This window comes from Achromobacter sp. GQ309 (assembly GCF_059759315.1).
On record NZ_JCAXDP010000001.1, the window covers coordinates 1,080,178 to 1,106,948 of the forward strand.

At 65.4% G+C, this 26,771-nt stretch carries 27 protein-coding genes; 11 read left to right on the top strand and 16 right to left on the bottom strand.

From position 1 onward, the window contains the following. Positions 1-111: 111 nt before the first annotated feature. The 4 genes from AC6CIE_RS05000 to AC6CIE_RS05015 form a co-directional block, all read right to left on the bottom strand. Positions 112-1,086 (bottom strand): Bug family tripartite tricarboxylate transporter substrate binding protein, encoded by a 975-nt coding sequence (locus tag AC6CIE_RS05000; protein WP_175183590.1) that lies wholly within the window; start codon positions 1,084-1,086, stop codon positions 112-114. A gap of 82 nt (positions 1,087-1,168) precedes the next feature. Further along, on the bottom strand, positions 1,169-1,933 hold the full coding sequence (locus tag AC6CIE_RS05005; RefSeq protein ID WP_498091439.1) for an SDR family oxidoreductase: 765 nt from the start codon (positions 1,931-1,933) through the stop codon (positions 1,169-1,171). A gap of 57 nt (positions 1,934-1,990) precedes the next feature. Next, positions 1,991-2,689, bottom strand: coding sequence for a fumarylacetoacetate hydrolase family protein (locus tag AC6CIE_RS05010; RefSeq protein WP_498091441.1), 699 nt, complete (start codon positions 2,687-2,689; stop codon positions 1,991-1,993). Positions 2,690-2,717: 28 nt separating this feature from the next. Beyond that, positions 2,718-3,671, bottom strand: a complete 954-nt coding sequence (locus tag AC6CIE_RS05015; RefSeq protein ID WP_498091443.1) for a 2-hydroxyacid dehydrogenase — start codon at positions 3,669-3,671, stop codon at positions 2,718-2,720. Positions 3,672-3,801: 130 nt separating this feature from the next. Here AC6CIE_RS05015 and AC6CIE_RS05020 point away from each other — a divergent pair, with 130 nt between their 5' ends. Together AC6CIE_RS05020 and AC6CIE_RS05025 are read left to right on the top strand one after the other, a co-directional pair. Beyond that, positions 3,802-4,944, top strand: a complete 1,143-nt coding sequence (locus AC6CIE_RS05020; protein WP_175121363.1) for a citrate/2-methylcitrate synthase — start codon at positions 3,802-3,804, stop codon at positions 4,942-4,944. Between the two features lie 46 nt (positions 4,945-4,990). Beyond that, positions 4,991-5,542: a sugar O-acetyltransferase gene (locus tag AC6CIE_RS05025; RefSeq protein ID WP_367352286.1), complete on the top strand. Its 552-nt coding sequence runs from the start codon at positions 4,991-4,993 to the stop codon at positions 5,540-5,542. Between the two features lie 42 nt (positions 5,543-5,584). Here the strand turns inward: AC6CIE_RS05025 and AC6CIE_RS05030 are convergent, their stop codons facing one another. Together AC6CIE_RS05030 and AC6CIE_RS05035 are read right to left on the bottom strand one after the other, a co-directional pair. Further along, positions 5,585-7,102, bottom strand: a complete 1,518-nt coding sequence (locus AC6CIE_RS05030) for an amidase (RefSeq protein ID WP_498091445.1) — start codon at positions 7,100-7,102, stop codon at positions 5,585-5,587. Between the two features lie 13 nt (positions 7,103-7,115). Then, a complete protein-coding gene (locus AC6CIE_RS05035; protein ID WP_498091447.1) occupies positions 7,116-8,708 on the bottom strand; it encodes an ABC transporter substrate-binding protein in 1,593 nt (530 codons plus the stop codon). A 260-nt stretch (positions 8,709-8,968) separates the two neighbouring features. Here AC6CIE_RS05035 and AC6CIE_RS05040 point away from each other — a divergent pair, with 260 nt between their 5' ends. The 3 genes from AC6CIE_RS05040 to AC6CIE_RS05050 all read left to right on the top strand — a co-directional run bounded on the left by AC6CIE_RS05040 (position 8,969) and on the right by AC6CIE_RS05050 (position 12,631). Beyond that, positions 8,969-9,970 (top strand): ABC transporter permease, encoded by a 1,002-nt coding sequence (locus AC6CIE_RS05040; protein ID WP_175121366.1) that lies wholly within the window; start codon positions 8,969-8,971, stop codon positions 9,968-9,970. A 73-nt stretch (positions 9,971-10,043) separates the two neighbouring features. Continuing rightward, positions 10,044-10,928: an ABC transporter permease gene (locus AC6CIE_RS05045; protein WP_498091449.1), complete on the top strand. Its 885-nt coding sequence runs from the start codon at positions 10,044-10,046 to the stop codon at positions 10,926-10,928. Continuing rightward, positions 10,925-12,631, top strand: a complete 1,707-nt coding sequence (locus AC6CIE_RS05050; RefSeq protein WP_498091557.1) for an ABC transporter ATP-binding protein — start codon at positions 10,925-10,927, stop codon at positions 12,629-12,631. Before AC6CIE_RS05045 ends, AC6CIE_RS05050 begins: the two co-directional genes overlap by 4 nt. Here the strand turns inward: AC6CIE_RS05050 and AC6CIE_RS05055 are convergent. Continuing rightward, positions 12,606-13,427, bottom strand: a complete 822-nt coding sequence (locus AC6CIE_RS05055; protein WP_498091451.1) for an alpha/beta fold hydrolase — start codon at positions 13,425-13,427, stop codon at positions 12,606-12,608. The genes AC6CIE_RS05050 and AC6CIE_RS05055 overlap by 26 nt on opposite strands. 8 nt (positions 13,428-13,435) lie before the next feature. Continuing rightward, positions 13,436-14,038 carry a hypothetical protein gene (locus AC6CIE_RS05060; RefSeq protein ID WP_498091453.1) on the bottom strand — a complete coding sequence of 201 codons (603 nt, stop codon included), beginning with the start codon at positions 14,036-14,038 and terminating at the stop codon, positions 13,436-13,438. A 204-nt stretch (positions 14,039-14,242) separates the two neighbouring features. Here AC6CIE_RS05060 and AC6CIE_RS05065 point away from each other — a divergent pair, with 204 nt between their 5' ends. Continuing rightward, positions 14,243-14,572, top strand: a complete 330-nt coding sequence (locus AC6CIE_RS05065; RefSeq protein WP_239212766.1) for a YciI family protein — start codon at positions 14,243-14,245, stop codon at positions 14,570-14,572. Between the two features lie 6 nt (positions 14,573-14,578). On the opposite strand, the gene AC6CIE_RS05070 is transcribed toward AC6CIE_RS05065, so the two are convergent. From AC6CIE_RS05070 to AC6CIE_RS05085, 4 genes are all read right to left on the bottom strand, one after another. Continuing rightward, positions 14,579-15,235: a hypothetical protein gene (locus tag AC6CIE_RS05070; RefSeq protein ID WP_498091455.1), complete on the bottom strand. Its 657-nt coding sequence runs from the start codon at positions 15,233-15,235 to the stop codon at positions 14,579-14,581. A 146-nt stretch (positions 15,236-15,381) separates the two neighbouring features. Beyond that, positions 15,382-15,756 (bottom strand): SorU family sulfite dehydrogenase c-type cytochrome subunit, encoded by a 375-nt coding sequence (gene sorU, locus AC6CIE_RS05075; protein WP_255595805.1) that lies wholly within the window; start codon positions 15,754-15,756, stop codon positions 15,382-15,384. A gap of 14 nt (positions 15,757-15,770) precedes the next feature. Next, positions 15,771-17,027 carry a SorT family sulfite dehydrogenase catalytic subunit gene (gene sorT / locus AC6CIE_RS05080; RefSeq protein ID WP_498091457.1) on the bottom strand — a complete coding sequence of 419 codons (1,257 nt, stop codon included), beginning with the start codon at positions 17,025-17,027 and terminating at the stop codon, positions 15,771-15,773. A gap of 171 nt (positions 17,028-17,198) precedes the next feature. Continuing rightward, positions 17,199-18,131, bottom strand: a complete 933-nt coding sequence (locus tag AC6CIE_RS05085; RefSeq protein WP_498091458.1) for an aromatic alcohol reductase — start codon at positions 18,129-18,131, stop codon at positions 17,199-17,201. A gap of 173 nt (positions 18,132-18,304) precedes the next feature. Here AC6CIE_RS05085 and AC6CIE_RS05090 point away from each other — a divergent pair, with 173 nt between their 5' ends. After that, the gene (locus tag AC6CIE_RS05090; protein WP_498091460.1) at positions 18,305-19,204 is read left to right on the top strand and encodes a LysR family transcriptional regulator; all 900 of its coding nucleotides are present in this window, start codon (positions 18,305-18,307) and stop codon (positions 19,202-19,204) included. 6 nt (positions 19,205-19,210) lie between these two features. Here AC6CIE_RS05090 and AC6CIE_RS05095 read toward each other — a convergent pair whose 3' ends face one another. Continuing rightward, entirely contained in the window at positions 19,211-19,648 is a 438-nt protein-coding gene (locus AC6CIE_RS05095; RefSeq protein ID WP_343738993.1) for a helix-turn-helix domain-containing protein, read from the bottom strand. Positions 19,649-19,798: 150 nt separating this feature from the next. Here AC6CIE_RS05095 and AC6CIE_RS05100 point away from each other — a divergent pair, with 150 nt between their 5' ends. Continuing rightward, on the top strand, positions 19,799-20,350 hold the full coding sequence (locus AC6CIE_RS05100) for an OmpA/MotB family protein (RefSeq protein ID WP_175121378.1): 552 nt from the start codon (positions 19,799-19,801) through the stop codon (positions 20,348-20,350). 244 nt (positions 20,351-20,594) lie between these two features. Here the strand turns inward: AC6CIE_RS05100 and AC6CIE_RS05105 are convergent, their stop codons facing one another. Genes AC6CIE_RS05105 through AC6CIE_RS05115 form a run of 3 tightly spaced genes read right to left on the bottom strand, consistent with a single transcriptional unit; the run spans position 20,595 to position 23,253 of the window. Beyond that, positions 20,595-21,071, bottom strand: a complete 477-nt coding sequence (locus AC6CIE_RS05105; protein ID WP_498091462.1) for a DUF1801 domain-containing protein — start codon at positions 21,069-21,071, stop codon at positions 20,595-20,597. Next, the gene (locus AC6CIE_RS05110; RefSeq protein WP_498091464.1) at positions 21,068-22,816 is read right to left on the bottom strand and encodes a SulP family inorganic anion transporter; all 1,749 of its coding nucleotides are present in this window, start codon (positions 22,814-22,816) and stop codon (positions 21,068-21,070) included. Before AC6CIE_RS05110 ends, AC6CIE_RS05105 begins: the two co-directional genes overlap by 4 nt. Before the next feature lie 50 nt (positions 22,817-22,866). After that, entirely contained in the window at positions 22,867-23,253 is a 387-nt protein-coding gene (locus tag AC6CIE_RS05115; RefSeq protein ID WP_175121381.1) for a MerR family transcriptional regulator, read from the bottom strand. 138 nt (positions 23,254-23,391) lie between these two features. On the opposite strand from AC6CIE_RS05115, the gene AC6CIE_RS05120 reads away from it, so the two are divergent. From AC6CIE_RS05120 to AC6CIE_RS05130, 3 genes are all read left to right on the top strand, one after another. After that, positions 23,392-24,243, top strand: coding sequence for an alpha/beta fold hydrolase (locus AC6CIE_RS05120; protein ID WP_498091466.1), 852 nt, complete (start codon positions 23,392-23,394; stop codon positions 24,241-24,243). A gap of 120 nt (positions 24,244-24,363) precedes the next feature. Further along, positions 24,364-25,290 carry a helix-turn-helix domain-containing protein gene (locus tag AC6CIE_RS05125; protein WP_175136385.1) on the top strand — a complete coding sequence of 309 codons (927 nt, stop codon included), beginning with the start codon at positions 24,364-24,366 and terminating at the stop codon, positions 25,288-25,290. Positions 25,291-25,456: 166 nt separating this feature from the next. Further along, the gene (locus AC6CIE_RS05130) at positions 25,457-26,566 is read left to right on the top strand and encodes a Crp/Fnr family transcriptional regulator (protein WP_498091468.1); all 1,110 of its coding nucleotides are present in this window, start codon (positions 25,457-25,459) and stop codon (positions 26,564-26,566) included. Positions 26,567-26,771 lie beyond the last annotated feature (205 nt).

Here is a 26,771-nt window from a genome sequence, read left to right on the forward strand (position 1 = left end):
AGCCTCAAAAACAAAAAAAAGAAAGGACGCGATCCGGGCTCCATCGGACCGCGTCCCTGCGCGCGCAAAGGGCGATGGCCTAGCCGCGCCCGTTTGCATGCGTGGCGAACATCACTCCGCCTCGATCTTCGCTTCCTTCACCACCTTGCCCCACTTGTCCAGGTCCGACTGGATCACCGCCGCGTATTCCTGCGGCGTGCCGCCCTGGACCTCGATGCCCGCGGCTTCCAGCTTGGCGCGCACGGCGGGTTGCTTGAGGACCGCGTTGATCTCGGTGTTGAGCTTGGCGATGATCTCCTTCGGCGTGCCCGCCGGCGCCAAGAAGCCGCCGTTGGTGTTGGCGTCGTAGCCCTTCAGGCCTTGCTCCTGCGCGGTCGGCACGTCGGGCAGCGCCTTGGTGCGATTGGCGGTCGACACGGCAACGGCGCGCACGTTGCCTGCCTTGACCTGTTCCTGCATCGCGCTCAGCGTGTCGATGTACAGCACCGTGCGGCCGGCCAGCAGGTCAGGGTGCGCGGCGGACGAACCCTTGTACGGGATCAGCAGCATGGGCGCGCCGCTGACCATGCGGAACATCTCGGCGGCCATTTCCTGCGCGCTGCCCCGGCCCGACGTGGCGACTTTGGCGTCGTCGGGATGCGCCTTCATCCAGTCCACCAATTCCGGCAGCGTCTTGGGCGGGATCTTCGGATAGACCGAGAACACCAGCGGAATTTCATGCGTGTAGATGATGGGCTCGAAACTCTTCTGCGGGTCCCAGCCCAGGTTCTTGAACAGGTATTTGTTGATGTTGTGGCTGCCGCCCACGATGCCGATGGTGTAGCCGTCGGGCTTGGCGTTGGCGAGCAGTGCGGTGCCCAGGTTGTTGGAGGCGCCCGGCCGGTTGTCGACGATGACGGGCTGGCCCAGCGATTGCGAGAGCTTTTCGCCGACGACGCGCGCAATCATGTCGATGCCGCCGCCCGGCGGGGCCGGCACGATGATGCTGATGGGGCGGGTGGGGTAGTTCTGCGCCGCGGCCAGGCCGGGCACGGCGGCAAGGACTGCCGAAAAGGCCAGGGTCTTGGCCAGCGTGGTGAAGGTCATGCTTGTCTCCTCGGGGTGGTCAACTTCAGTCAACTCTGTGAGGCGCCCCGGGCGTGCTGCACCCCGGGGCGCGGATAAGGCCTTAGCCGCGCCCGGCGAAGGGCATGGCGCTGGCCATGACGGTCATGGTCAGGACGTTCGCGTCCAGGGGCAGCGACGCCATGTGGCGCACGGCTTTGGCGACGTGGACGGCATCCATCATGGGTTCCGGCGCCACCGTGCCATTGGCCTGCAGCACACCGCGCGTCATGCGCTCGGACAGCTCCGTCATTGCGTTGCCGATGTCGATTTGGCCAGCCACAATGTTGTAGGCGCGGCCGTCCAGCGCCAGCGACTTGGTCAGGCCGGTGACTGCATGCTTGCTGGCGGTGTAGGGCGCGGTAAAGGGGCGCGGCGTGTGCGCGGAGATGGAACCGTTGTTGATGATGCGTCCGCCCTGCGGCGTCTGGCGGCGCATCAGCCCGAAGGCGGCGCGCGCGCACAGGTAGACGCCCGTCACATTGGTGTTGATGGCGTTGAACCACTTTTCCAGCGGCAGTTCGTCCATCGGCACGGCGGGCGCGTTGACGCCCGCGTTGTTGAACAGCAGGTCCAGCCGGCCGAATCGGCTTTCGATGGTGTTGAACAGCGCTTCGACGCTATCCGGGCTGGTGACGTCGGTGGGCACGGCCAGCGCGGTCTGACCGCGCGCGGCAGCCTCGGCTTGCAGCGACTGCAAGGGATCGGCGCGGCGGCCGGCCAGCACGACGGTCCAGCCGTCGTTCAGCAGGGCGATGGCGGTGACGCGGCCGACGCCGCTGCCGGCGCCGGTGACCAGGGCAATTTTCTGGGTGGTGCTGTCGTTCAAGGGAAGGCTCCTCGGGCGGATTGGATGGTTATTGATGTTGAAAGAATCGGCGCGGCGTCAGCCGGCGCGGGGCGCGGCAACGGTCATGGTCAGGTCCCCGATGCCGGCCACGCCCGCGCTGACGACATCGCCAGGGCCCAAGGGACCGACGCCGGCGGGCGTGCCGGTAAAGACGAGGTCGCCGGGCGCCAGGGTCACGGATCGCGACAGCATCGCCACCAGCTCGGGTACGGACCACAGCAGGCCGGATACGTCGGCGCGCTGGCGGTCTACTCCGTTCACGGACAGCCACAACGCGCCTTCGCGGGGATGGCCGCAGGCGTCAGCAGGCACGATGGCGGTGCACGGCGCGGAATGATCGAAGGCCTTGGCGGGCTCCCAAGGACCGCCCGCGCGCTTGGCCTGCTGCTGCAGATCGCGCCGGGTCATGTCCAGCCCCGCGGCGTAACCCCAGATATGGCGGGCTTCGACGTCATCTGCAGCGATGTCCTTGCCGCCGCGGCCAATCGCCACGACCAGCTCGATCTCATGGCAGTAGTCCGCCGTGTCCGCGGGATAGGGCAGCGCGCCGGTGGCCGGGAACACGGCGCTGGCGGGCTTCATGAACCACGCCGGCATCTCGGCCGGACGCGCTTCGTCGGGCAGCCAGCGATAGTTGCGGCCGATGCAGAACACGCGCGTGACGGGAAAACGGGCCGCGCTGCCGGCGATCGGCAACGTGGTTGGTGCAAGGGCGGGAAAGACGAGGTCGGTCATGGCAGTCGTCGAAGATGTGCCTTGCGGCTCAGGTCGTCAGGCTCAACGCCGGACGCTCGCCGGCCAGCGCCTGCGCGATACTGTCCAGCACCATCTGGCCCATTGCCGCCCGCGTCTCCCACGTGGCGCTGGCGCGGTGCGCCTGCAGGGTGGTGCGATCCGACTGGCGCAGCGCCTGCGGCACTCGGGGCTCATCCACAAAGACGTCCAGTCCCGCGCCCGCGATGCGGCCGGCGACCAGCGCCTCGGTCAGGTCGGCCTCATTGACCAACCGGCCGCGCGCCACGTTGACCAGGAAGCCCTGCGGGCCCAGCGCTTCCAGTACGGCGGCATTGACGATGCCCTCGGCCTTGTCGGCGGCGGCGCAGAGCACCAGCGCGTCGGACGCCCGGGCCAGCGCGACCAGGTCCGGCACGAATTCATGCGGCACGTCGTCCATGGCGCGCAGGTCGGTGTAGCGGATCTGGCAGCCAAAGGCCGCCGCCCGGGTAGCGACGGCGCGGCCCACGCGGCCCATGCCCACGATGCCCACGCGCATGCCGCTGAAGCGGCGCGCCAGCGGAATGGCGCTGGGCGAGGGGAACTGCTCCCACAGGCCTTCCCGCACAAAGCGGTCGCCCGCGCAGAGGTTGCGGCAGGCTGCGATCAGCAGGCCGATCGCCAGGTCGGCGACATCTTCGGTCAACGCGCCCAGCGTGGCCGTGACCGGCAGGCCGCGGCCGCGGCAGTACGCCAGGTCCACCGCGTCGGTGCCCACGCCATTGACCGCCACCACCTTCACGCCGGGCAGCTGTTCCAGCATCTCGCGCGAGATGCCGGTGTGGCCGCCGGTGATGACGGCGTCGATGCGAGCGCCGTGCTCGTGCAGCCAGGCCGCCTGATCGGAGATCTCGAAGAACTTGTGCACCTGGTACAGCGAGGCAAGCTCGTCGTTGACCGCCGGGATCAGGATGGGATTGAGTTGCAGGACCTGAGGCTTCATGTCGGTTCGGCTCTGGTGGGGGGACCGGCTGCGGGTCCGCGTTGAACATGGATTCCATGGTATTTAATGATTGATTTGTAAAGCAATATTGATCTATAAAATCAACATATAAACTTTGCTACAGAAGATCATGGGTACCTGGATTTCAATGGCCGAAGCGTGCAGCCAGCTTGGCGTGCGGCCGCAGACCATCTACGCCTACGTCAGCCGCGGCAAGCTGGAGGTCATGCCCGACCCGGCCGACACGCGCCGCAGTCTTTACCGCGCCGAAGACGTCGCGGGGCTGGCCAAGCGCAAGCAGGCGGGTCGCAAGCACGAAACCCTGGCCACCAACACGCTGTTCGGCGCCGAGCCCAGCATCCCCACTGCCATCTCCACCTTCCATCGCCAACGCCTGTACTACCGCGGACAGGACGCGGTCACGCTGGCCGGTTCGGCCAGCCTGGAAGAGGCCGCGCAATTGCTGTGGAATTCGGACCAGCAGGCGGACTTCTCTTGCACTGCGCGCGTGGCCTCACCGGGCCGGGTCGCGGCGTTCACGTCGTTGGCGGCGCTGGCCGCCACCGGGCACTCCACGCATGGCCGCATGACGCGCGTCCTCCACACCGAATGCCAAAGCCTGGTCGGCCAACTGGCCAACGCGTTTGGCGCGCAGCCCGGCAAGCGGCCGCTGCATCTGCGGTTTGCGCAAGCCTGGAAGCTGTCGCCGCAAGCCGCCGAGTTGCTGCGCACCGCCATGGTCCTGCTCGTCGACCACGAACTGACCAGCTCCGCGTTTGCCGCGCGCATTGCAGCCTCGACCGGCGCGTCGCTGCCGGCGTGCCTGCTATCGGGTCTGACGACGTTGTCCGGGCCGTTGCACGGCGACGCCTCCGGCCGCGTCCGCGCGTTGTTCGACGATGTGGCACGTCAAGGCGAAGATCAGGTGATCGCGCACTACCTGTCCACGGGCCTGCCGCTGGCGGGCTTCGGCCATCATCTGTATCCCGATGGCGATCCGCGCGCGGCGGCGCTGCTGGCGCAGTTTGAGCCGGCCGAGGTCATCACGCGCTTCATCGACAAGGCCACGCAACTGACCGGCCTGCATCCCAACATCGACGTGGCGCTGGCCGCGCTGTCGGCGCACTGCAAGCTGCCGGACGATGCGGCCTTCGGACTGTTTGCCACGGCGCGCAGTATCGGCCTGCTGGCGCATTGCCTGGAGCAGCTCAGCGTCGCGCAAGTCATCCGGCCGCGCGGACGCTATGTGGGCGTCGTGCCGCAAGCGGCCTAGTCCGGCAATCTTCGGTATGCTGGCTGATCCGGACAGGAGATCAGCCATGACACGTACGCAGAAGCAGAGAATGCTGGCAGGAGACCTCTACACGGCCGCCGACGACGAGATCCAGGCGGACCAGCTTGCCGCCAGCGCCTGGATGAAGCGGTACAACGCCTTGCTGGGCGAGCCGCCCGAACAATGGCACGCGCTCCTGCGCGAGCGCCTTGCCAGCGTGGGCGAGGGCGCACTGATCCGCCCGCCGTTTCATTGCGACTACGGCTACAACATCTCGCTGGGCGCGAACGTGTTTATGAATTTCAACTGCGTGATCCTCGACGTCGTGCAAGTCACCATCGGCGATGGCACGCAGATCGGCCCGGCCGTGCAGATCTACACGGCTGACCATCCGCACGATCCCGAGCAACGCCGCGCGATGCTGGAATTCGGCCGTCCCGTGCACATCGGCAAGCAGGTGTGGATCGGCGGTGGCGCGATCATCCTGCCGGGGGTCACGGTGGGGGATGACGCCATCATCGGCGCGGGTAGCGTGGTGACGCGCGACGTGCCGGCAGGGGCGAAGGTGGTGGGGAACCCGGCGCGGGTGCGTGGCTAAGCAATTGTCCGAACCTCTTCCCGTCGGATAACCCCGCGCAGTCTAGGCGCCTGTGCGATCGGGCTGCGCGTCGTCAGCGAAACCCGGCGGCGCCTGGAATCCCCCTTGCTGCGCCGTGAACAGGGCGGCGAAGCGGATGGGCGTCAGGTCTTCCAGATAAGGCCCGACGGCCTGGGCGCCGATGGGCAGGTTGTCGTCGTCCAGGCCCAGCGGAAAGCTGGTGGCCGGCAAGCCAGGCAGGACCGGCAGACCGGCCCAGTTGAACAGATCCGCAAAGCGAAGCTGCGTCACACCCTCGTCAAACGCGACCGGAAACCTGCGCGCATCCTTGGGTTCCGAATGGTCGTGCGCAAAGGCTGTGGCCGGCAATACCGGACTTAGCACCACATCGAAGTGCTCGAAGAATGCCTCCCATTGCTGGCGCAATCGCAGCCGTTGTTCGTGCTTGTGCAGCCACTCCGCGTGTGAGAGATACGGGCCGCGCTTCCATGCGGTCTCGGCAGTCTCTTCGCTTTCCGGGTCAGCCGGCTGCGCGGCCGCACCCGTTGGCCGTGGCAGCGACGCGCCCAGCAGACTGCGGTACACGACATGCGCGGCATTCAGATCGGGCAGCAACCCAGCGGTCTCTTCAGGAAGCGTCACGGTCACTCCCGCGGCTCCCAATCCCTGTCGCAGCCGCGTTTCGACCAGTCGTTCGGACCGGGACTGAGGCTGCCCGGGCCAGGCCGTCAACAGCAGCACCCGGAACTTGCGCAGGTCGTCGTGCCGCGCGGCAGGCAACGTCGCCCGCCATGCCTTGCTTGCCAGAGGATCCCGGTTAAGCAGCAGTTGCAGCGCCAGTTCAAGGTCTTCGGCGCTGCGCGCCAGCGGCCCGGCCACGGTCAAATCGCGCAACGTCTGCTTGCCGGAGGGCGCGCCGGTGCCGCCGTTGTAGACCAGGCCGAATGTCGGCTTGTGGCCGAAGACGCCCGTGAAATGGGCTGGCACGCGAATCGACCCGCCAATGTCAGTGCCTAGCTCCAATGCGCCGAATCCGGCCGCGATGGCAGCGGCGGACCCGCCTGACGAGCCGCCTGGCGAGCGGTGCAGATTCCAGGGATTACGGGTGACGCCATAGACCGCGTTGTAGGTCTGCAGATCGGCAAGCGAGAGCGGAACGTTTGTTTTGCCGATCAGCACGGCGCCGGCTTCGCGCAGCGCGATGACGGCCGGCGCGTCGACGGTATCGACGTTGTGCGCGTAGTCAGGATTGCCCACGCACGTCGCGAGGCCAGCGACGTGGAAGTTTTCCTTCACTGTGATCGGCACGCCCAGCAATGGCTTGCGCTCGCCGCGAGCCAGGGCGGCGTCGGCCGCGCGTGCGGCCTGGCGCGCTCCTTCATCGTCGCGTGCGATGACCGCGTTCAGTTGGGGGTTGTACCGGTCGATGCGCGCAAGCACATGGTCCAGCAGTTCGATGGCGGTGACCTCGCCCGTTGCGAGGGCGCGCGCCTGCGCGTGCGCAGGCGCGAACGCCAGCGCTTCCAGGTAGGCGAAAGAGGGGCGTTGCTGTTGGATCACGGTTCGACTCCTCTCAATGTTCCAGCCACGTGTCGGAAAAGTCTCCGGCGGTCAGGTCCACGCTGTTGTGCAGGTTGTGGACACGCTTCTGATAGACCTGCAGGGTTGACGGCACGGTCACCAGCGGAAGCGTGGGAAGGTCCTTGCCGACGATGCCCTGGATCTCCTTGAAGGTCGCGGCGCGGCGCGTATCGTCGGTTTCGACGGCGGCGGCGCGGAACAGGTCGTCCACACGCGGATTGTTGTAATGCGCCGCGTTGACGAAGGGCAAGGGATTCTTGATGCCGTCGGACCAGTAAAAGCGCTGCACGCCTACCGTGGGATCGAACAGGCGTCCCAGGCCATTCACACTCAGATCGAAACTGCGTTCCTTGTAGAGCCGGTTGATGAATGTGGGCAGGTCGCCATCGACAATCTCCACCTTTACGCCCACGCGGTTCAACGCCGCGCGGATGTACTCGGACGTGCGCTTGAAGTCGGCCGACGGCATGAACGCCAGGCGCAGGGAGAAGCGGCCATCACTTCCCTTGCGCGGGTAGCCGGCTTCATCGAGCAGGGTGTTGGCGCGCACAAGGTCAACGGGATAGTTGAAGGCGCTGTCGTCGTAATACTGGGCAAGAATGGACGGAATCGGCGAATTCACGACGCGGGCGCGCTTGTAGTAGACGGTGTTGGCAATGAAATTCCGGTCGATGGCATGCGCCAGCGCGTGACGCACCTTCGGATTCGCCAGGATCGGATTGTCCAGGTTGAACTCCAGAAACAACACGTTGCTCAGGAACTCGTCGTAGGTGTCGTCGATGGCAAGCTTGGGGTTGCCCGACAGGCGATCCAGGTCAGACACGGCCACGTTCAACGCCGCGTTGGCTTCGCCGGTTTCGATGGCCGCCGATATCGATGCCGTGTTTTTGATAAATCGATAGATCACGCGGTCGAGGTAGGGATGCCCTTTGCGCCAGTAATCAGGGTTCTTTTCCAGTACGACATAGCTGCCCTTGGACCATTCCTTGAACCTGAACGGACCTGTGCCGATCGGGTGGTTGTTGTTGTCGTGCACCAGCGGATCCGCCGCGCCATAGCGCTGCTGCGAGACGATGGGCGTCTCCGCGGACGACAGCGCCTTCAGCAAATAGGGCGCAGGCTTGCTCAGCACGATGATCGCCGTGTGCGGGTCGGGGGTTTCAACATCCTGGACGTTGGCGAACGTGATTCGGCCGCGCGGGCCGATCTCGCGCTGCTTCAGGATCGAGTATTTGACGTCGGCCGAGGTGAAGTCCGTTCCGTTGTGAAACTTGACACCGGTGCGCAGCTTGAACGTGTAACGCAGGCCGTCGTCGGTGATGTTCCATTCGGTGGCCAGGAGCGGTTGCGGTTTGAACTGCAGGTCATAGCGCAGCAGACCTTCCGTGATCTTTGCGCTGACGTTGCGGTTCTCGACCTTCGGATTGACCAGCGACACCAGCGCGGTGGGTTCCTGCGCCATCAGGAAGGTGAGCGTGCCTCCAGGCTGCGGCTGCTGTGCGTTTTGCGCGTGCACCGCCACGCTTGCCGCGGCGGGAATCCACGCCAGCATCATCGCCAACCGGCGCATTGTCTTCGACTGCATATCTGCCCTTTTTAAGAATGCCGCGCTTGTGCCGGCGCTCGATATTTGAAGAATTGAGAGGGCGAAATGTTGAACCGCTTTGCCACGCACAACAACGATTGGCGTCTTATTTACTTATCCCGATAGTCGGCCGCCGCGTTTGCTAATTCGATATTCTTCGTTGCCGGCGTCGCAAGCCGATCGCGACAATGCCGAGCTTGACGATTATTCGGATTCAACAGACACGTTTGCGGCAGGCGGCTGCGAACCTGTGCATCGCTATGAGCAACTTCAACGGCGCCCAGCTGTCCAGACTGCTGGCCGTGTTTCGCAGGAATGCCCTCCAGGCCATTCCGACCGTGCTGGGCATCATCATTCTTAACTTCCTGTTGCTGGAATGGGTGCCGGGCAACGCCGCGGACGTCGTGGCGGCGGAATCCGGCGGGGCCACGGCCGAGAGCCTGGCGCAACTGCAACGCCACTTCGGCCTGGATCTGTCGATGGGTGAGCGGTTGAGCAACTATCTGTCGCACCTCGCTCATTTCGATCTGGGCATGTCGGCCCGCCACAATCTGCCCGTCACCACACTCATTCTCGATCGCCTCGGCAATACCTTGCTGCTGATGGGGGCGGCGCTGTTGCTGGCTACATTAACCGGCGTGGTGCTGGGCGTGCTGATGTCGCTGTATGCCGGGCGCTGGCAGGACAAACTGATCTCAGTGCTGGTCCTGCTGTTGTATTCCACGCCGACGTTCTGGCTGGGCTTGATGGCGATCGTGCTGTTCGCGGTCACGCTGGGTTGGCTGCCGACCAGTGGCAGCCACACCATCGGAGCGGGGCTGTCGGGTTGGGACGCGGTGGCCGACAAGGCGCGGCATCTGCTGCTACCGATGCTGACGACAGCAGGTCTCTATCTAGCGGTGTTTTCGCGGCTGACCCGTGCAGCGATGCTGGAAGTCAGCAAGCAGGATTTCGTGCGCACGGCCAGGTCCAAAGGCTTGTCGCCGGCGGTCATCACGGTGCGCCATGTGCTGCGCAATGCATTGATTCCGGTCACGACGCTGATCGGCATGCACTTCGGCGCATTGCTGGGCGGCGCGACGGTGATCGAGACCGTATTCAATTGGCCGGGCCTGGGCAGCTTGGTGCTGGAATCTATTCTTGCGCGCGACTATCCGGTGCTGTTGGGCATCCTGTTCTGCTCCTCCTTGCTGGTGATCGTGGTCAACATGGTGGTGGACTTGCTGCAGGCCGCGCTGGACCCGCGAATCCAGGTTCGCTGACACGGGCCATGAGCCTGCATTTTCTCGAAACGACACGATGAACGACGCTATCGAACAATCTCGCACTGGCCCTATGCGCCAGAACACCCACCTCTCCGCATCCGCCCGCGATCCGGGCAGATGGCGCGCCGCCTGGGGGGGATTTCTGCGCGATCCCGCAGCATTGGCCGGCCTCACTATCCTGCTTTCCGCGGTGCTGGTGGCCGTGTTCGCGCCGGTGTTGTTTCCCGGTGATCCGCAGGACATGGTCGGGCCGGCCCTGGCGTGGCCCGGCCAGGACGCCGCCTTTCTGCTTGGCACGGATTCGCTGGGGCGTGACGTTGCTGCGGGTCTGGCACATGGCGCGCGCCTCTCGCTGTCGGTTGGCGCCGTGGCGGCCGTCATCAGCCTGACGATCGGCATTCTGGTCGGCGCCATTTCGGGCTATTACGGTGGCTGGGTCGACGACGTGTTGGTTCGCTTTACAGAGTTGGTGCAGACCGTGCCGACGTTCCTGTTCGTCATCGTCATCGTGACGATAGGCCAGCCGTCTGTCTGGCTCATCCTGCTGGCGATTGGATCGGCATGCTGGCCCGTGACCGCGCGGCTGGTGCGCGCCGAGTTCCGCACGCTGCGCGAATCCGAATTTGTACTGGCGGCGCGCAGCCAGGGGTTCGGCAACGCCTGGGTCATTTTCCGCGAGATCCTGCCCAATGCCTTGCCGCCGGTCATCGTGACGACGTCCGTGCTCGTGGCCACTGCAATCCTCATGGAATCGGCGCTGTCGTTCCTGGGGCTGGGCGATCCCAACGCCGTGTCGTGGGGCAGCATGATCGGAGAGGGGCGCGAAATGTTGCGCACCGCGTGGTACCTGTCCGCGGTGCCAGGCGTGGCCATCGTGCTGACGGTGCTGGCGCTGAATTTGGTGGGAGATGCGATCAACGACGCATTCAATCCCAGACTGGCGGCACGCGCATGATTTCCACACTTCGAACTGCCACGCCCAGCGACGCCGCCGCACTGCTGGAAGTGCGCGGGCTTGATGTTCATTTCCGCGGTCGCCGCGGCAGCCATCACGCCGTCAAGCAACTGTCCTTTTCGGTCGCGCAGGGAGAAACGCTGGCGATCGTCGGCGAATCCGGCTGCGGGAAGTCCACCACGGCGCTAGCGTTGTCGGGATTGCTTGCCCCGCAGGCCTCGGTAAGCGGAGATATCGTGCTGCAAGGGCGCAACCTGGCCGGCTTGCCCGAGGCGTCGCTACGCATGATCCGTGGGCGCGACCTGTCGATGATTTTCCAAGAGCCGATGACCTCTTTGAATCCGGTGCACACGGTCGGCGCACAGATTGGCGAGACACTGCGCCGCCATCACGGGCTGTCCGCGGCGGCGGCGCGTGCCCGTGCCATCGAGCTGCTGGATCTGGTCAGAATTCCGGAACCCGGCAGGCGGCACGACGATTATCCGCACAACCTGTCCGGCGGGCAGCGCCAGCGCGTCATGATCGCCATGGCGGTTGCCTGCTCGCCCAAACTGCTCATTGCCGACGAACCCACCACCGCGCTGGACGTGACCGTGCAGGCGCACATTCTGGAGCTGCTGGACACGCTGCGTCGCGATCTGTCGATGGCGCTGATTCTCATCACGCACGATCTGGGCCTGGTGTCCCGATGGGCAGACCGGGTGTTGGTGATGCTCAATGGAGAAAAGGTGGAAGAGGGGCGCGCCGGCGCGATATTCGAGCTGCCCAAACATCCCTACACGGCAGGGTTGGTTGGCGCATCGCTGCATGCGGGCAAGGACGTTCACTACCGTCAGACGCGGCTGCCGGAGATCCGACACGGCATCGACGCGGACACCGGTGCGCGCGCTATCACGTTGGTCACGCCTGCGCTGTCCGCATGTGGCGGGCATCGTGACGTTGCTCTTGCGCCCTTGTTGAAGGTCGAGTCCCTGCGCACGTCATACCGCAAACGCGATGGCAGCATGTTCCATGCGGTCGAAGACGTGTCATTCGAGCTGCGCCGGGGCGAGACGATAGGGCTGGTGGGAGAGTCGGGGTGCGGCAAGTCAACGTTGTCGCGCACGTTGCTGCGGCTGATTCCTCAGTCGGCCGGCCGCATCGTGTTTGATGGTGCGGACCTTACCGCGATGTCGGAAAGGCAGGTCAAGCCGTGGCGCAGCCGGATGCAGATGGTGTTTCAGGATCCCTACGGCTCGCTTAACCCACGGCGGACTGTCTTCGACATCCTGGATGCGGTGCTGTCGCTGCACGGCGTGTCGCGCAAGGCAGAACGCGCCGCGCGCATTGCCGAGACGCTTGAGCGTGTTGGCCTGCCCGCGTCCGCCAGCCATCGCTACCCGCACGAATTCTCGGGTGGACAGCGTCAGCGCATCGGCATCGCGCGCGCCTTGATCCTGCGACCATCGTTCCTGATTCTGGATGAACCCGTGTCCGCCCTGGATGTGTCCATCCAATCCCAGATTCTGAATCTGCTGGCGGAACTGAAAGAAGCCTTTGGGCTGTCCTATCTGTTCATCTCGCATGACTTGGCGGTAATCCGCTACATCGCGGATCGAATCCTGGTCATGCGTGAAGGCAGAATCGTGGAAGCGGGCGCGCGGAAGCAGGTTTGGGATAGCCCGAGCCATCCGTACACTAAATCACTGCTCCAAGCTGCCTGAACACTGCGGCCACGATGGCTTCGGGCCGGTCTTCCTGCACAAGGTGACCGGCATTCGGCACGGATATCAGCGGCCGGTCCGATATCAGTGCCGCCAGGGTCGCACCGCGCTCGTGCGGGATCCACGCGTCCTGTTCGCCCCACAGCACTTGCACCAGGCAATCCATGCGACCGTACAAGCCCTGCACCTCGTCCGTGTACTTCTGATCCATTTGCGCGATCTGCCGGTAGAACGCCGGCTGTCCGACGGGGCCCAGCCACGGGCGGCTGTACACGTCCAGCGCCTCTTCCGATAACGGATTGTGCGCGGCGGTCTGCAGATAGGCTTTCAACAGTGCGCGGTGCATGTAGTCCGGCATGCCCGAGAACGCGGCCTCGTGCTGGCGGACATGCTTCACGAAAGGCGAACCCCACGGTGCCAGCGCCACCGCATCGAAGATCGTCAGCGATGCGTAGCGCAGTCCGTTCAGGTAATACGCGCGCAGCGCCGTCGCACCGCCGAAATCGTGGGCAAGGACATCGGGGCGATCCAGGTCCCATTCCTTGAACAGCGCCGCCAGTATCCGGTTCTGCACACCCAGCGACACGTCTTGGCCGTCCCGCATCTCGGAGGCGCCGTAGCCCGCCAAATCAAAGTAATAGACGGTTCTGCGGTCGGCGAGCAGCGGGATGATCCTGCGCCACACCTGCGATGAAAACGGCGTGCCATGGATGGCGACCAGCGGGGGACCGTTGCCGAGCTTGCCCCAGCGGATGACGTTGCCTTCGATCAGGGCGGTGTGGGGGAGTTCGAGCATGGCGGCTATCAGGAGAGATCGTCGGGGATGGGCTTGCGCGGCCTGCGGGGCGGGTTGTCGGCGAGGCCGGCATGTTCCGTTGCGCCCCGTGTCTTGGCGGCCGCGGCAACCGGTGCAACTGTCAGCGGCGGCGCGCCCGTTACGGCTGGCAGCGCGGGCGCCAGCACGGCGGGAATCCCGGCGGCATTCCGATATGACTGGAGCAGCAGCAGCGCGTCGATCGTGCCCAGATCGTGCTCCGCTTCAGCGCGCGCTTCAAGGCGGGTCTGTTCGTCTTTCACGGCTTGATTCGCCGCTGCCGTCCGTGCGTCCAGCCTTGCCAGCTGCGCATGAAACGCCTGGACGGCAAGCTTCAGGCAGTGCGCCGTGTAATCGTCGTGCAGCAGGTCCGCGGGCGGCGTCAGGTTGTGATCCGCGGGCACCCGGGGGCGGTGCGCCGCATCGGCCGCCAGGGGCAATGCTCGCGCGGCGTAAAGGCGTTGGAACGGCGTCGGCGGCGTGCGCGCGACGCGATCTGCGCGCAAGTGGGCGCCCACGCGTTCAGTGCGGTATGCATCCCTGGCATCGTCGGTTCTGACCGCGCCGGGCGAGGCGATTGGGGAAGGGAGCATGGGCGTCTGGGTGGGCTGAGCGATGGGCCAATCTACTAGTTGGTCGGTAGCGTGTCAAGGGTGGATCAGACCGGGGCGGACGGGAAATGCTGAACGGGTTGCGCAGCGCCTGCGGCCGCACGGCGACCGGACAGGCAGGCATTCGCGCAGTGTTAAAACCTTCGTGACGGGCGCCGCGCGCCAGCCACGTCAAAGGAGAAGACCATGCCCATGTTCATCACGATCGGTTATGGCGATCAGCACGGCTATGACCGCACAAACAAAGCCATACGCGATTCTGCTCATGCGCATGATGCCGCGTTGCAGCACGCGGGCGTGCTGATGGGCGTCGCGGGAACGCCGGTGCAGGTGCGGAATCCGGACGCGGCAGGTGTCGAGACGTTGCAGGGACCCTACATGAACGCGCCGCTGCCGCTCGCGGGTTTTGCGGTTATCGAAGCGATTGATTTGGCCGACGCGATCGAAAAGGTGTCTCGCACGCCGTGTGCCGTGGCGCACGGCGTCGTGGAAGTGTGGCCGCTGGAACAGCCGTAGCGCGCGCTATTGGTCGACCGACCGCATGTCGCAAGTCGTCTCGGACGACGCGCACACGCCGCGAAACCAGGCGCGTCCGCGCGTGCGGTCCTTCTCGGCCAGCAGTTCAAATGTTGCGCTGTGGCGCATCTCGTAATCCAAAAGCAGCCATTCGCCGTCGCACGCGACGATGCCGCGCAAGGTGGCGCGCTCGGTCAACCAGTCGCTGCCCAGGTCCAGCAACCGTTCGCTGCCGGCGTCCGGGCGGGCATATCCCCGCGCCGACTGGATGCCGACTTGCGCATCCCCGGCGGCGATCCAGCCTTCACCCTGATAGACGGGCCGCGGCGGGCTGCGGTCACTGCCGCTCATGGCGTCGCTGGCGTTCCTGATCTTCAGCCAGCCGTCACGCGCCTCCGTCACCTCGAAGGTCACGCTGTAGAGGTCGACTTCGGGATCCGGGCTGTCGCCGCGCGTGGTCGGCAGCGCGCCGAGCTGCTTGGCGCTGGCTGATGCCGACGCGCGCACGGGGATGGCGGGCTTGGCATTGGTCGTCCAGCCCGAAAAGCGGCATGCCGTGGGGCCGGCGGGCGTCCAGGCAGCTGCGTTAGACGCGGTTTGAGCCTGCAGACCAGGCGACAGGGCAAGCGCGGCAAACAGCAATGCAAGCGGTCGGAGCGTCATGGAGGATTCGTCAGCGGAGTGATTGAGGCCGGAAGATCGGCCGGCGAAAAGCCTAACATGACCGCCACCGGGGTCCCGATGCGCGCAGAGACACCGGGCAGCGCAAAGGCTGCCCGGCGGTCTTCCTGTGATGGTTTGCGGGCCGGCTACTGCGCGCCGGTGGCGCCCGACACATACTGCGCCAATGCCTGCACGTCCGCGTCACTTAACGCTTCGAATGCCGGCATGACGCCGATCCCGTTGCGCACGGCCTGCGTGACGCGATTGGCGTCGGGTTTCAGTTCGTCGAGGTTGGGCCCGATGGTCCCGGCCGCGCCGGCGTCGGCCAGCGTATGGCAGACGGCACAGGCGGGGGTTGTCGACTTCAGGAACAAGGCGCGGCCCGCCTCGGCATTGGGCGGTTCCGCCGCCCACGCCGTGGCGCCCGCAATCAACGACAGGCCCGCCGCGCAGAGGTTGCGCGTCCGCCGCCCGATCAGGCGGCGGGATGCGGGGTTCGGCTTGAAGAAACGGCTTTGCATCGATTCCGCCATCCTCAAGACACGTTGATGGCCAGACCGTGGTCGCGCCAACTGCTGTTGATGTAGCCCGGCGCGTTCTCGAACCGGTTCTCCACCTGCACGTTGCCCTGCGTGTCTTCGACGCGGCTGACCAGCATGTGCTGGCCCGCTGTCAGTTCCACCGGCAGCGCGAACTGACGCCATGCATATTTGCCAAGATCCGGTCCGATCAGCGCGGCCTGCTTCCAGGTCTTGCCGCCATCGATGGACACGTCCACGCGCTTGACCTCATGCATGCCCCCAAAGGCAACACCCCGCACCACCACGCGTCCGGCCTTCACGGCCTGACCATTTGCGCCCGGTGCGTTGATCCACGACTTGGGTTCCATCGCCCAGACCGAGGGTTGGTCGGGACTCGGCTTGGCGTCCATCGGCGTCAGGCGATAGCCGGTCTGCTGGATCTTTGCGGGGCTTTGTTCGGCGGTGAACGCCAGCCGCTTGATGTACTTGACGTTGTTCACGCCGGTATAGCCCGGCACGATCAGCCGCAACGGGCCGCCGTGGGCCAGTGACAGCGGCTCGCCGTTCATCTCCCAGGCCAGCATGGCGTCCTGCATGGCCTCGCGCGGCACCGAGCGTTCCACCAGCAGCGATTTCGGATCCAGGCCTTCCGGCAGCACTTCGCCGCCGGTGCCGGTCATGAAGGCGGGCGTGCCATCAAGGCCGCCCAGGTATTCCACGAGCGTGCGCACCGGCACGCCCGTCCACATCACGCAGCCTGCCGCACCCACTTCCCACGGCGTGCCGCTGGGCTTGTGGGGAAAGAAGCCGCGCCCATTGCCCGAGCACTGCAGCACCGTCGCGATCGATTCCACGCCCAGCGTCTTCAGGTCGCCCACGGTCAGCGTGCGCGGCTGCTTGACGCCCTGGATCTCGACCTTCCAGCCGTCCCGATCGTCCAGGATGGCCGCGTCCGGCGGCGGCAGGTTGTTGCGGACGTAGAGCTGGCGCGACGGCGTGATGATGCCGTCGCCAAACGCGCTGCGGCGCGTTTCGATCGTGTTGGCGCTGTGCACGATGACGCTGTCGGCGTCTTTCCAGGCCGCGTAAGGCGGCAGGGGTTTGGCCGTGGATGCGGCGGCCGGTTTCGCTGCGGGCGCCGCGGCGGCGGGTTTGGCGGGCGCATCGCTGGCGCGCGCGATGCCGCTGGCGCCCAGACCGGCCGCGGCCAGGGCGCTGGCGCTGCCGGCCAACAGGCGGCGCCGTGCGGGGTTGCGTGGGGTTGTCTCCATGGCTTGCCTCTCTGGTTGCCGCGTCCCGCAGCGCGAGCGCGGTGTTGTGCTTATGGCGGCCCAGCGCTTGCGGCCTTCCGCATCATCGGCAATGCCCCTCTTTATGTCAACGGGTTCTAAAGAACTATAGGTTTACGGTCATTTCAGATATAAGAGTTTCGGATATTGGGTTCAGGGCCGCAAAGAACGGAATCTGTCCTGGTGCAAATGAAGCCATTGTTCGGCAGTGCAAACGGCAATGCCGCGCTGGGCATTGAAGGTCTGTGCTTTGTCCCACGCCACGCCACGGGCCTGCGCGAACACTGCGCGATACTTGCGCATCGCGTCGTCAGGTTCGGCCGCCAGTGCGCGCAGCAGCTCCGGCACCGGCCATTCGCGCCGCGTGACCTTGCGCTCCAGCAGGCGGTCCAAGGTATCCGCGACCGCCCGGTACGTGACGGTGTCGCCCGCGACATGCACGACCTGGTTGGCGATGCGGGGCTGTGTGAACAGGATCTCGGCGGTCAGCGCGCCAATGTCTTCGGCCGTGGTCAGCGTGACCGCATTGTCCAGGCTTCCCAGCGCGTTCACCGTGTTGGCGGCCAGATCCACCACACCGAACGCGGGTTCGAACAAAAAGCTCGTGAACATGCCCGTCGATACGATGATCCATTCAGTGTTGCGCTGGGCGCGCAGCATGTCGCGCACATCAAGCTGCTCATCGAACAGGTCCTGCGGGCTGCCCCGGCCGATGGCGTCGTAGTCCACGCCAAACTGCCAAGGCACAAAGCGCTTGACGCGCGCGTCCAGCGCAGCGCGGGCGATCTTGCGTTGAACGCCGGGTCCGCCGACAAAGCCCGTGCATGAGACGACCGTATCGTAGCGGCGGAAGGTGGCTGCGAGCGCCTCCGTGGATTGCTGGGCAAGGTCGCCCTCGATGATGCCGACGGCCAGCCCACGCAGCTCGGCAAGATCGCGCTGCTTGGCGGGATCGTTGGAAGCGACGGTCGACGCGCGCAACAGGACCGACAACTGGCCTTTGACGACGCGCGGCGCCAGGTTGCGCAGCACGGCCATGCCGAGCTGGCCCGCGCCCAAAACGAGGATGGCGTTGTGTTGAATCATGAGATGCCTCAAGCAGAAAAAGTGGCTTGCAGTGTAGGAGCGGGCCGGGCATCCATTGTTCGCCGTGACGGAATTCACAACGCGCCGCAGCGCGCAATAGCGGCAGATATGCGTTGGTAATATCGGGACCTTCCCGCCGCATGCGGCGCACGTTCTATCGTCGGGATCGGCTCATGGACAAACTTCAAGCGATGGCGGCATTCATCAGGGTCGTCGAAACGCGCAGCTTCACCAAGGCCGCGCAATCGCTGGCGCTGCCTCGGTCGTCGGTCACGACGATGATCAAGAACCTGGAAGCCCACCTGGGCACGCCGCTCCTGCATCGCAGCACGCGCAGCCTGAGCCTGACCGATGCCGGTGCGCGCTATCTGCAGGCGTGCCAGGCCATCCTGGCCAATATTGCCGACGCCGAGAATGACGTTACCGCCGCGGTCCAGGCGCCCCGAGGCCGCGTGCGCGTCGACATGCCCGGCGTGGTTGGCCGCGCGATTGTGGTGCCAAGGCTGGTCGAGTTCGAGGCGCGTTATTCCGACGTCGAGGTCGTACTGGGCCTGAGCGATCGCCCGGCCGACCTGATCTATGAAGGTATCGACTGCGCCATCCGTAGCGGCGAGCTTGCCGATTCCACGCTCGTGGCGCGCAGCCTTGGTCACCTGGTATGGGTGACCTGCGCGTCGCCCCAATACCTGGGCCGCTTCGGCGAACCGAAATCGGTGGAAGCGTTGCCCGCGCATCGGGTGGTCAACTATCTGTCCAACGCCACCGGCAGGCCGCTGGACTGGCGGTTCCGAGTCGACGGTGAAAACGTGTCGATGGCGTTGCCAAGCCGCTATTCGGTCAACGAGACCGAGGCCTATCTGCACTGCGGCCTGGAGGGTCTGGGCCTGATTCAACTATCGGCGCTGGCGGCGTCTCCGTATCTGCGCAGCGGCCGCCTGCGCGAGGTCTTGGCCGATGCGCGCTGCGAGCCGGTGCAGCTTTCCATCGTCTATCCCCAGGCGCGTGCGACCGCGGCGGTGAAGGCGTTCGTGCAGTGGGTGCTGGAGATCAGCCGGCCCGTGTTGGCGGAGTGATGATCGTCACGGGGCGACACTGCTCGCCATCGCGTCCTGCCGGTATTCGTGCGGCGCGACGCCGCTCGCTTTCCTGAACGCCCGGGAAAAATTAGCCGGTGTGGAATAACCAGAGTCCATGGCGATCTGCGTGATGGAAACGGTGCTTTCGCGTAGTAGGTCTTGAGCACGACGCAGACGCGCGGTATTGGACAGCTCACGAAAGCTGACGCCGCCGTCGCGGCGCAGTACGCGTTGCAGGGTGCGCACGCTGGTGCCCATCGCCTTGGCCGTGGTGTCGATAGAGACGGCGCCGGCTTGCATCTGGATGCGGATGTGCCAGATGACGGCGGCCAGATAATCGCAGTCCGCACTGGCGGCTGATTCCGCCGCAGGCCCCTGCACACCGGCAACCGTGCCCGGCGGGACCGGGGTTGGCGTCATATGAGTAGTGGCGTCATTCACTTGTGCTTATTCTTCGCGTGTAGTTGCGAGAATCTGCTAGCGCGCTTCCTGCCTGGCAGAAATCGGAGTGATGTGCCTTCGGATATTACCTAAGCCAACAAAGGGCGAGGCCTCTTTTTATTTGGCTTACAAACCTGACGGAGAATCGCAATGAGACTACACAAAACCATCCTGGCGCTGTGCGTCGTGCTGGCGGTTTCGGGTTGCGTGACCAAGCAGACCTACGACAAAGAGGCGCAACTGGCAGCCGAGTATTCCGCCCTCAATAAGCAGCTCTCGGCCGAACTACGCGGCGACCAAGTGCAGATTACGCAATTGCAGGACGAGTTGAAGGTCACCATGGTGAACGAGATTCTCTTTCCCGAAGGCGGGTGGAGCCTAAGTTCCAACGGCGAGAGGACGCTGGCCAAGATCGCGCCCACGCTTTCCAATCTGCAAGGCAAGCAGATCGTCGTCGAAGGGTTCACCGACAACGAGCCCATCGGGCCGGCATTGAAGCGGCAGTTTCCCTCCAATCTCGAGCTGTCATCGGCGCGGGCGGACAACGTGGCCCGTTATCTGATCGCCAAGGGCGTATCGCCAAACTCGGTGTCCGCGGAGGGGTTCGGCGAGGCGCGGCCGGTAGCCAGCAACTCGACGCCTGAGGGCAGGGCCAAGAACCGGCGAGTGGAGATCGTGATCACAGCCGCGGGTCGTCCTTAAACCGGCTCGTTTGCGGGCGGGTTCGAAGCGGCCAGGAGCGCTCCTCCTGGCCCCTCTGCATGACACTCGCCGAGTCACGCGCCGCCGACGCCGCGCACCACTTTGCCCGTTCCGCCGCACGTCGCGCAGCGCGTTTGCTCGATCCTGCCGCTGCCGTGACACGCGGGGCAGGGCACCTGGCCCGTTCCAGGTGTACCAGGCGCGGCGTCGTCGCCGGGGTTGATGTCGCCCGGCACGGCGCCATTCACAACTTTTCGCCCGGCAAGTTGCTGGCTTGCCGGACCCAGTCCGAAAACTGCGCTTCGTCGAATGCACCTTCGTGGATGTCCAGGTAGCGCACCTGCGGATACTTCGATTTTCCAGCGGGGATGGGCCGCAGCGCAGCCCCCTGAAAAAACGTCACCTTGATGTACTTCGTGAAGCAGTGCAGGCTCAGGAACCAGCCTTCGCCCGGGCGTCCGTAGAAAGGCGAATTCCATTTGACCGCCTTGGCGACGCCGGGGACAGCTGCTTCCACCAAGGCGTCGATGCGTTTGCCGATAGGCGATTTCCAGCCGGGCATCGCGGCGATGTAGGCCTGTACGGGTTCGTCGCCATCTCCCTTTGGTATCTGAGGGTTGCCGCTGGAGAGCAGGACGACTTCGCCGGGCGCCGCCTTGGTTGCGGGGTTGCGCGCTCTACCGGTCTTTCGAGTCGGCGCGGAATTTGCATTTTGCGTCATGGATGGTGCTCTCTGTGCTCCGGGAACGGGTCTTCCCGCCCCAGATAATCGTCCACCGCGCTGCCGACCGTCGGGTGAAAATGGTCGTCGCTGAACAGACGGGACAGCTCAAAGCGTTTGAGCTTATCCCGGACGGGGTCCTTCATCTCCGCGAAGTGCAACGCGACGCCTTCGCGCGCCAGCGTTTCGCACAGCTCGCGCAGCATGTCCGCGGACGTGACGTCGACGCTCGTGACGGGTTCGGCAGCCACGACCACGCGCCGCACGGGCGAGGGCGATGCCTCCACGGCTTCCAGGAGGCGCTGCTGGAAGAGCTCGGCGTTGGCAAAGAACAGGGGCGCATCCCAACGGAACAGCACCAGTCCGTCGATCAGTGCGGCATTCGGGTAGCGCTTCAGGTCGTGATACCCGCGAAGGTTCGGCACGCGGCCCAGCACCGCGAAGTGCGGGCGCCAGCCGTCCCATAGGAATTCAATGACGGCGATGACGACCGCAAGGCAGATGCCGGGTATTGCCCCAAAAACGGCGACCGCGGCAAAGCACAGCATCGACAGCCAGAACTCCCATTGCTGAATGCGGTAGATGCGCCGCAGGTCCTTGAACTCGAAAAGGCCGATGGCGGCGGCGATTACGACTGCGGCCAGCGCGCTGTTGGGCAGGTGGCGCAGCAGGTTTGGCGCGGCGATCAGCAGCGCGGCCACGGCCAGCGCGCCGACGACGCCGGTCAGTTGCGTGCGCGAGCCGGCTGCTTCGGCCACCGGCGTGCGCGACGCGCTGCTGCTGATCGGAAAGCCCTGGAAAAACCCCGCCGCCAGGTTCGCCACGCCCAGTCCCACCATTTCCTGGTTCGGATCCACCCGCGTGTGGGTGCGCGCGGCGTAGGTGCGTGACAGCACGCTGGTGTCGGCAAACGCAATCAGCGCCACCGCGCAGCCGCCCAGCACGATCTTGACGAGATCGGCGTTGCTGAGCCACGGCCAGGCAAGGCTGGGCAGACCCTGCGGAATTTCGCCAAGCACCTTGACGCCTTGCGCGTCCAGGCTGAAAAGCTTGACCGCCAGCGTGGCAAGGATCACCGCAATCAGAATGCCCGGCACGCGATCAAAGCGTTTGAGCAGCAGAATCACCGCCAGGCTTGCCGCGCCGACGGCGAAGCTTGGCCCATGGGTCTGCCCGTCGGCAACGGCCAGCGCCAGTTGCTGCATTTCCTGCAGAGGGCCGGCGTCGTCGATGGAGATGTCGAACAGCTTGGGCAACTGGCTGACCAGCACGGTCAGCGCGATGCCGTTCATGTACCCGTAGCGGATCGGCTTGGACAGCAGCTCGGTGATGAAGCCCAGCCGCATCAGGCCCAGCACGATGCAGAACAGCCCGGAGACGACGGCCATCATGCTGGCCGCGGCGATGGCCCGCATCGGATCCCCATTGGAGACGCTGAGCACCACGGCCAGGATGGGCGCGGCCAATGCGGAGTCGGGCCCCAGCACCAGAATGCGGCTTGGGCCGAACAGCGCGTACGCCAGCATGGGAATGATGGTGGCGTACAGACCGTACACACCCGGAACGCCAGAGGCTTCGGCATAGGCGATGCCGACTGGCACGAGCATGGTTGTCAGGACCAGACCGGCCGCGACGTCCTTGGGCAGCCAACCTGCCTGATAGGACTTGAGCATTGCCAGGCCGGGCAGCCAGCGCAACCAGTTCGGCGCGGGCTTGGCAGCGGAGCGGGGCGTCAAGGTGGACATGGAATCCCGGTGCAAACGCGTGCGCTACGGGTTAGGGACTTCTGCGCGCATCATGGCGGAGAAGGGTTGCCGGTATCTTCCAACATCTGTCGCAGGCGAGCGCGGCGGCGCTCGAGGTCGGCGATCTGGCGCTCCACGGATGCCAACCGCTGGCGCTGCACCTCGGACGTCTCCGGGCACGCCGCCGCGCCTTCGATCAGCCGCATGCAATCGGGAAATCCGCGGATCTCCGCCAACGTGAACCCGGAGGCGATCAGGCGCTGGATTTGCCGGACCTGAGTCACAGCGGCGGCGGGAAATGTGCGATACCCATTGTCCGCCCGTGCCGACGCAAGAAGACCATGGTCGTCGTAGTGGCGCAGCGAACGCAGGCTTGCGCCGGTTTTGCGGGCGAGCTCGCCGATCGACATGGGTGTTTGAGGCGGGGGCGTTTTCATGCGGGAAAGCGTAGCAGATTGGTGCTTGACCTTGACATAGGTGTGAGGGTTGAAACTGGCGCTCCCTCCAATCTTCGGGATGCATCATCCATGCAACGCAGAACCTTTTTTCGCCATATGGCGGCAGCAGCCTTGTTCATGGCAGTCTCCGTGGCCGCCAACGCCCAATCCCGGCACTACACCGTCACGGCTCCTGATGGCGTGGCCCTCGCCGTCCAGGAGGCCGGCAATGCCGCGGGTCCGCCGGTCGTTTTCGTACACGGGTTGCTGGGTAGCCACCTGAACTGGGAGGCCCAGCTTGCCAGCCCGGCGCTGCAGCGGTATCGGCTGATAACTTACGACCTGCGGGGTCACGGTCTATCGGGCAAACCGGTGGACGCGGCGGCGTATACCGATGGCCGGCGCTGGGCGGACGATCTGGCGGCAGTGATCACGGCGACCGGCGCGCAAAATCCCGTCGTCGTCGGCTGGTCGCTGGGCGCTGCGGTGACGACCAACTACCTTGCCGCTTACGGTGACGCGCAGATTGCGGGCGCCGTCTATGTAGGGGGTGTGATCGAGCTGGATCCCAAGCAGATCGCACCGCATCCTGCCCTATACCGGGACATGGTGTCGCCGGATCTGAAGACCCACCTGGACGCGGAGCGTGAGTTCATCGGCCTGTGCTTTGCGCAAGCGCCCGATGGCGCCACGTTCCAACGGCTCCTGGCCAATGCCGCCATGGCGTCCTTCGACATGCAGGCCGCCGTGCAATCGATGACGGTCGAGGCGGCGGGCGGCGTCCGCTCGGCGCGCAAGCCTTTGCTGCTGATCTACGGCGCGAAGGACGCCCTGGTACAGCCGGCGCCGTCAATCGACCGGGCGAGGGCGCTGAACCCGCACGTGCGCACCAAGATCTATGCGGCCTCCGGGCACGCGCCATTCATGGAGGAGGCGGACAGGTTCAACCGGGAGCTGGCTGCGTTTGTTGACAGCGTCGTGACACGCTGACGGGATGGATGAAGCGAGGGGCTCGCGGCAGCTGCTTTTGCCAAATGTTGCTTGTTGCGAAGCAGCATCGCCTGCTATCTTCGACCCCGAAATGCGTTTGCCCCGATTTGGACCGCTTCAATGCCCGCCTCCCAGCTTCTGATTCCCGAACCCGCGCCCGCGCGGTCCACCGACACGCTGGGCTGCTCGGCCAGCAAGCTGGCTGTGAATCAGGAGTTCCACGGAGGCGGACTGACGTTCTACCGCAAGCGCACCGAAACCGCGCAATTCGGCAGCGTCGAAACGCCCGCGTCGGATCGCGGGTTTCTGGTGGGCGTGGCGCTGCGGGGCGGCCACCGTCGCCGCATCCTGCAGGGCAATCACGCGTCGACCCATGATTTCGACGCGGGTTCAATCTACATCCGCGACTTCACCGACGATTACCGGGCCGACCTGCAAGGCGGGTTCGATTTCATGTTGGTCGAAATGCCCCGCGCGTTCATCGAACGCATCAACGACGAGAAGGGCGGCCCGCGTGTCAGCAGCCTGCTGCCGCGCAATGGGCAGCCCGATCCGGTGCTGGGCCATCTGTCGCAGGTGCTGGCGGGCGTGGTGGCGAATCCCGCGCAGACGAGTGGACTCTTCGTGGATCATTTGAGTCTGGCCCTGGGCACCCATCTGCTGTCGCAATACGGGGCCGGGGCGACGAGCGGCTGGGCGGACTCGGGCGGGGGCCGCGTGCTGTCCCGCAAGCTGGAGGCGCGCGCCAAGGACATGCTGCTGGCGTCCCTGCGCGAGGACGCGTCCGTGGCAGATATCGCCGAGGCCTGCAATCTGTCCCGCAGCTATTTCATCAAGGCGTTCCGCCAGACGGTTGGCACTACGCCGCATCGGTGGCTGCTGGAGCAGCGGGTGCAAAAGGCGCAGGAACTGCTGCGCGCACCGGGCCGGTCCATCACCGACATCGCGCTCTTGTGCGGCTTTGCCGACCAGGCGCATATGACGCGCGTGTTCACCAGTGTGGTGGGGGTGGCGCCTGGGGCGTGGCGCAGGGAACACGGGGCTTGAGATAGCGCTAAGCGGCCGGCAGCCCGGCTGGAACAGCTTCGTTGCCGAGGACGCGCGCGTTGCTCTTTCGTGCAAAGCAGGACGCAAGTGGGCAAGACGTGCCCGCGCCATGGCGTTACCGTGATGGAATGCCTTCCCTCTGTCCCCGATGTTCCGAAAGCGTTCCATGAGTGTTCTTGCCGCCGGCCCCGCGCCGGCCAACCTGCCGCCCGATTTGGCCGCCTTGCATGCGCAGGCGTTTCCGATGCTGCCGCGCGCGCTGATCGAGCGCGCGGCCGCCTATGGCGAGGAGATGTCGGCCGAGCCGGGCCGGGTGCTGCTCAACAGCGGTGATCGCGAAGCCGCGTTCTACATCCTGCTCCAGGGCTATGCCGAAGTGCTGGAACCCGACGCTGGCGGCACCATGCGCAGTCTGCTTGTCCATCGTGACGGCGAATTCACGGGCAGCCTGGACCTCTTCACTGACCGGCCGAATGCGGTCACGGTGCGCGCCAATACCCCCAGCCGCCTGTTGCGGCTGAGCCGCGCAGCGCTTGAAACGCTGATTCTGGCGGAGCGGCCGCTGGCAGAAATCATCCTGCGCGCGTTCATGCTGCGCCGCATCGGGTATCTGCGGCGCCGGCCGTATGGGGGCGCCATTCTGCGCTCTGTGGCGGGAAGCGCGCAGGAAGATCCCGTCATGGACCTGGCCGTGATCGGCGGCGGGCCGGCTGGAATGGCCGCCGCCGCCTATGCCGCCTCCGAGGGGCTGCAGACATTGCTGGTGGGCGGCTCGCTCTCCTGTGGCGACGCGCCCGGACTGGACGTGCTGAAGGGCTTCCCCGGCACGATCACCGGATTATGCGAGGGCCCGCTGCTGCGCCGCGCCCAGGACCAGAGCAAGCGCTTCGGCGCGCACGTGCTGCCGCTGCGCACGGTCAGCCGCTTCGACGGCGGCTGTTATCCCTATCGGGTGTGGCTGGACGACGGCCGGCTCGTCGAGGCGCGCAGCCTCATCGTTGCGACCGGCATGCAGGGCGATGCGGAAACGGTGACCGATCAGGCCAACACCGCCTGGCTGGACGGGTGGCTGGACACGGATGACCAGGGCTGCATCCATACGGGTCGTGCCGCCGCGGGGTCGATGCAGGCCAGGGATTATGAAAGCTCGCAGCCGGGTGTGTTTGCGGTGGGGGCAGCGCGTGCCGGGTCGGTGAAGCATGTGCTGGCGAGCATCGCCGAGGGCGCGGCTGCGGTGCGGGTGGTGCATCGGTTTTTGGATGCGTCGGCGCATTGAGGGCCTTGGGCCGCTCGAAGCGAGCTTCCCCCTGAAGTCCGAGTAAACGATTGCCCACCGCGATCTGTTCTTGGTCCGCCGGGATTTCCTCATCCAAATGCCCTAAGACCCGAAAGGATTTTGTGGACAGACCATAAAGTTTTTTCTCTTTGCGCAGGCGAGAGTTTGCGAACATGCGTCTAAAGCTTTCCAGCCATAGGAACGC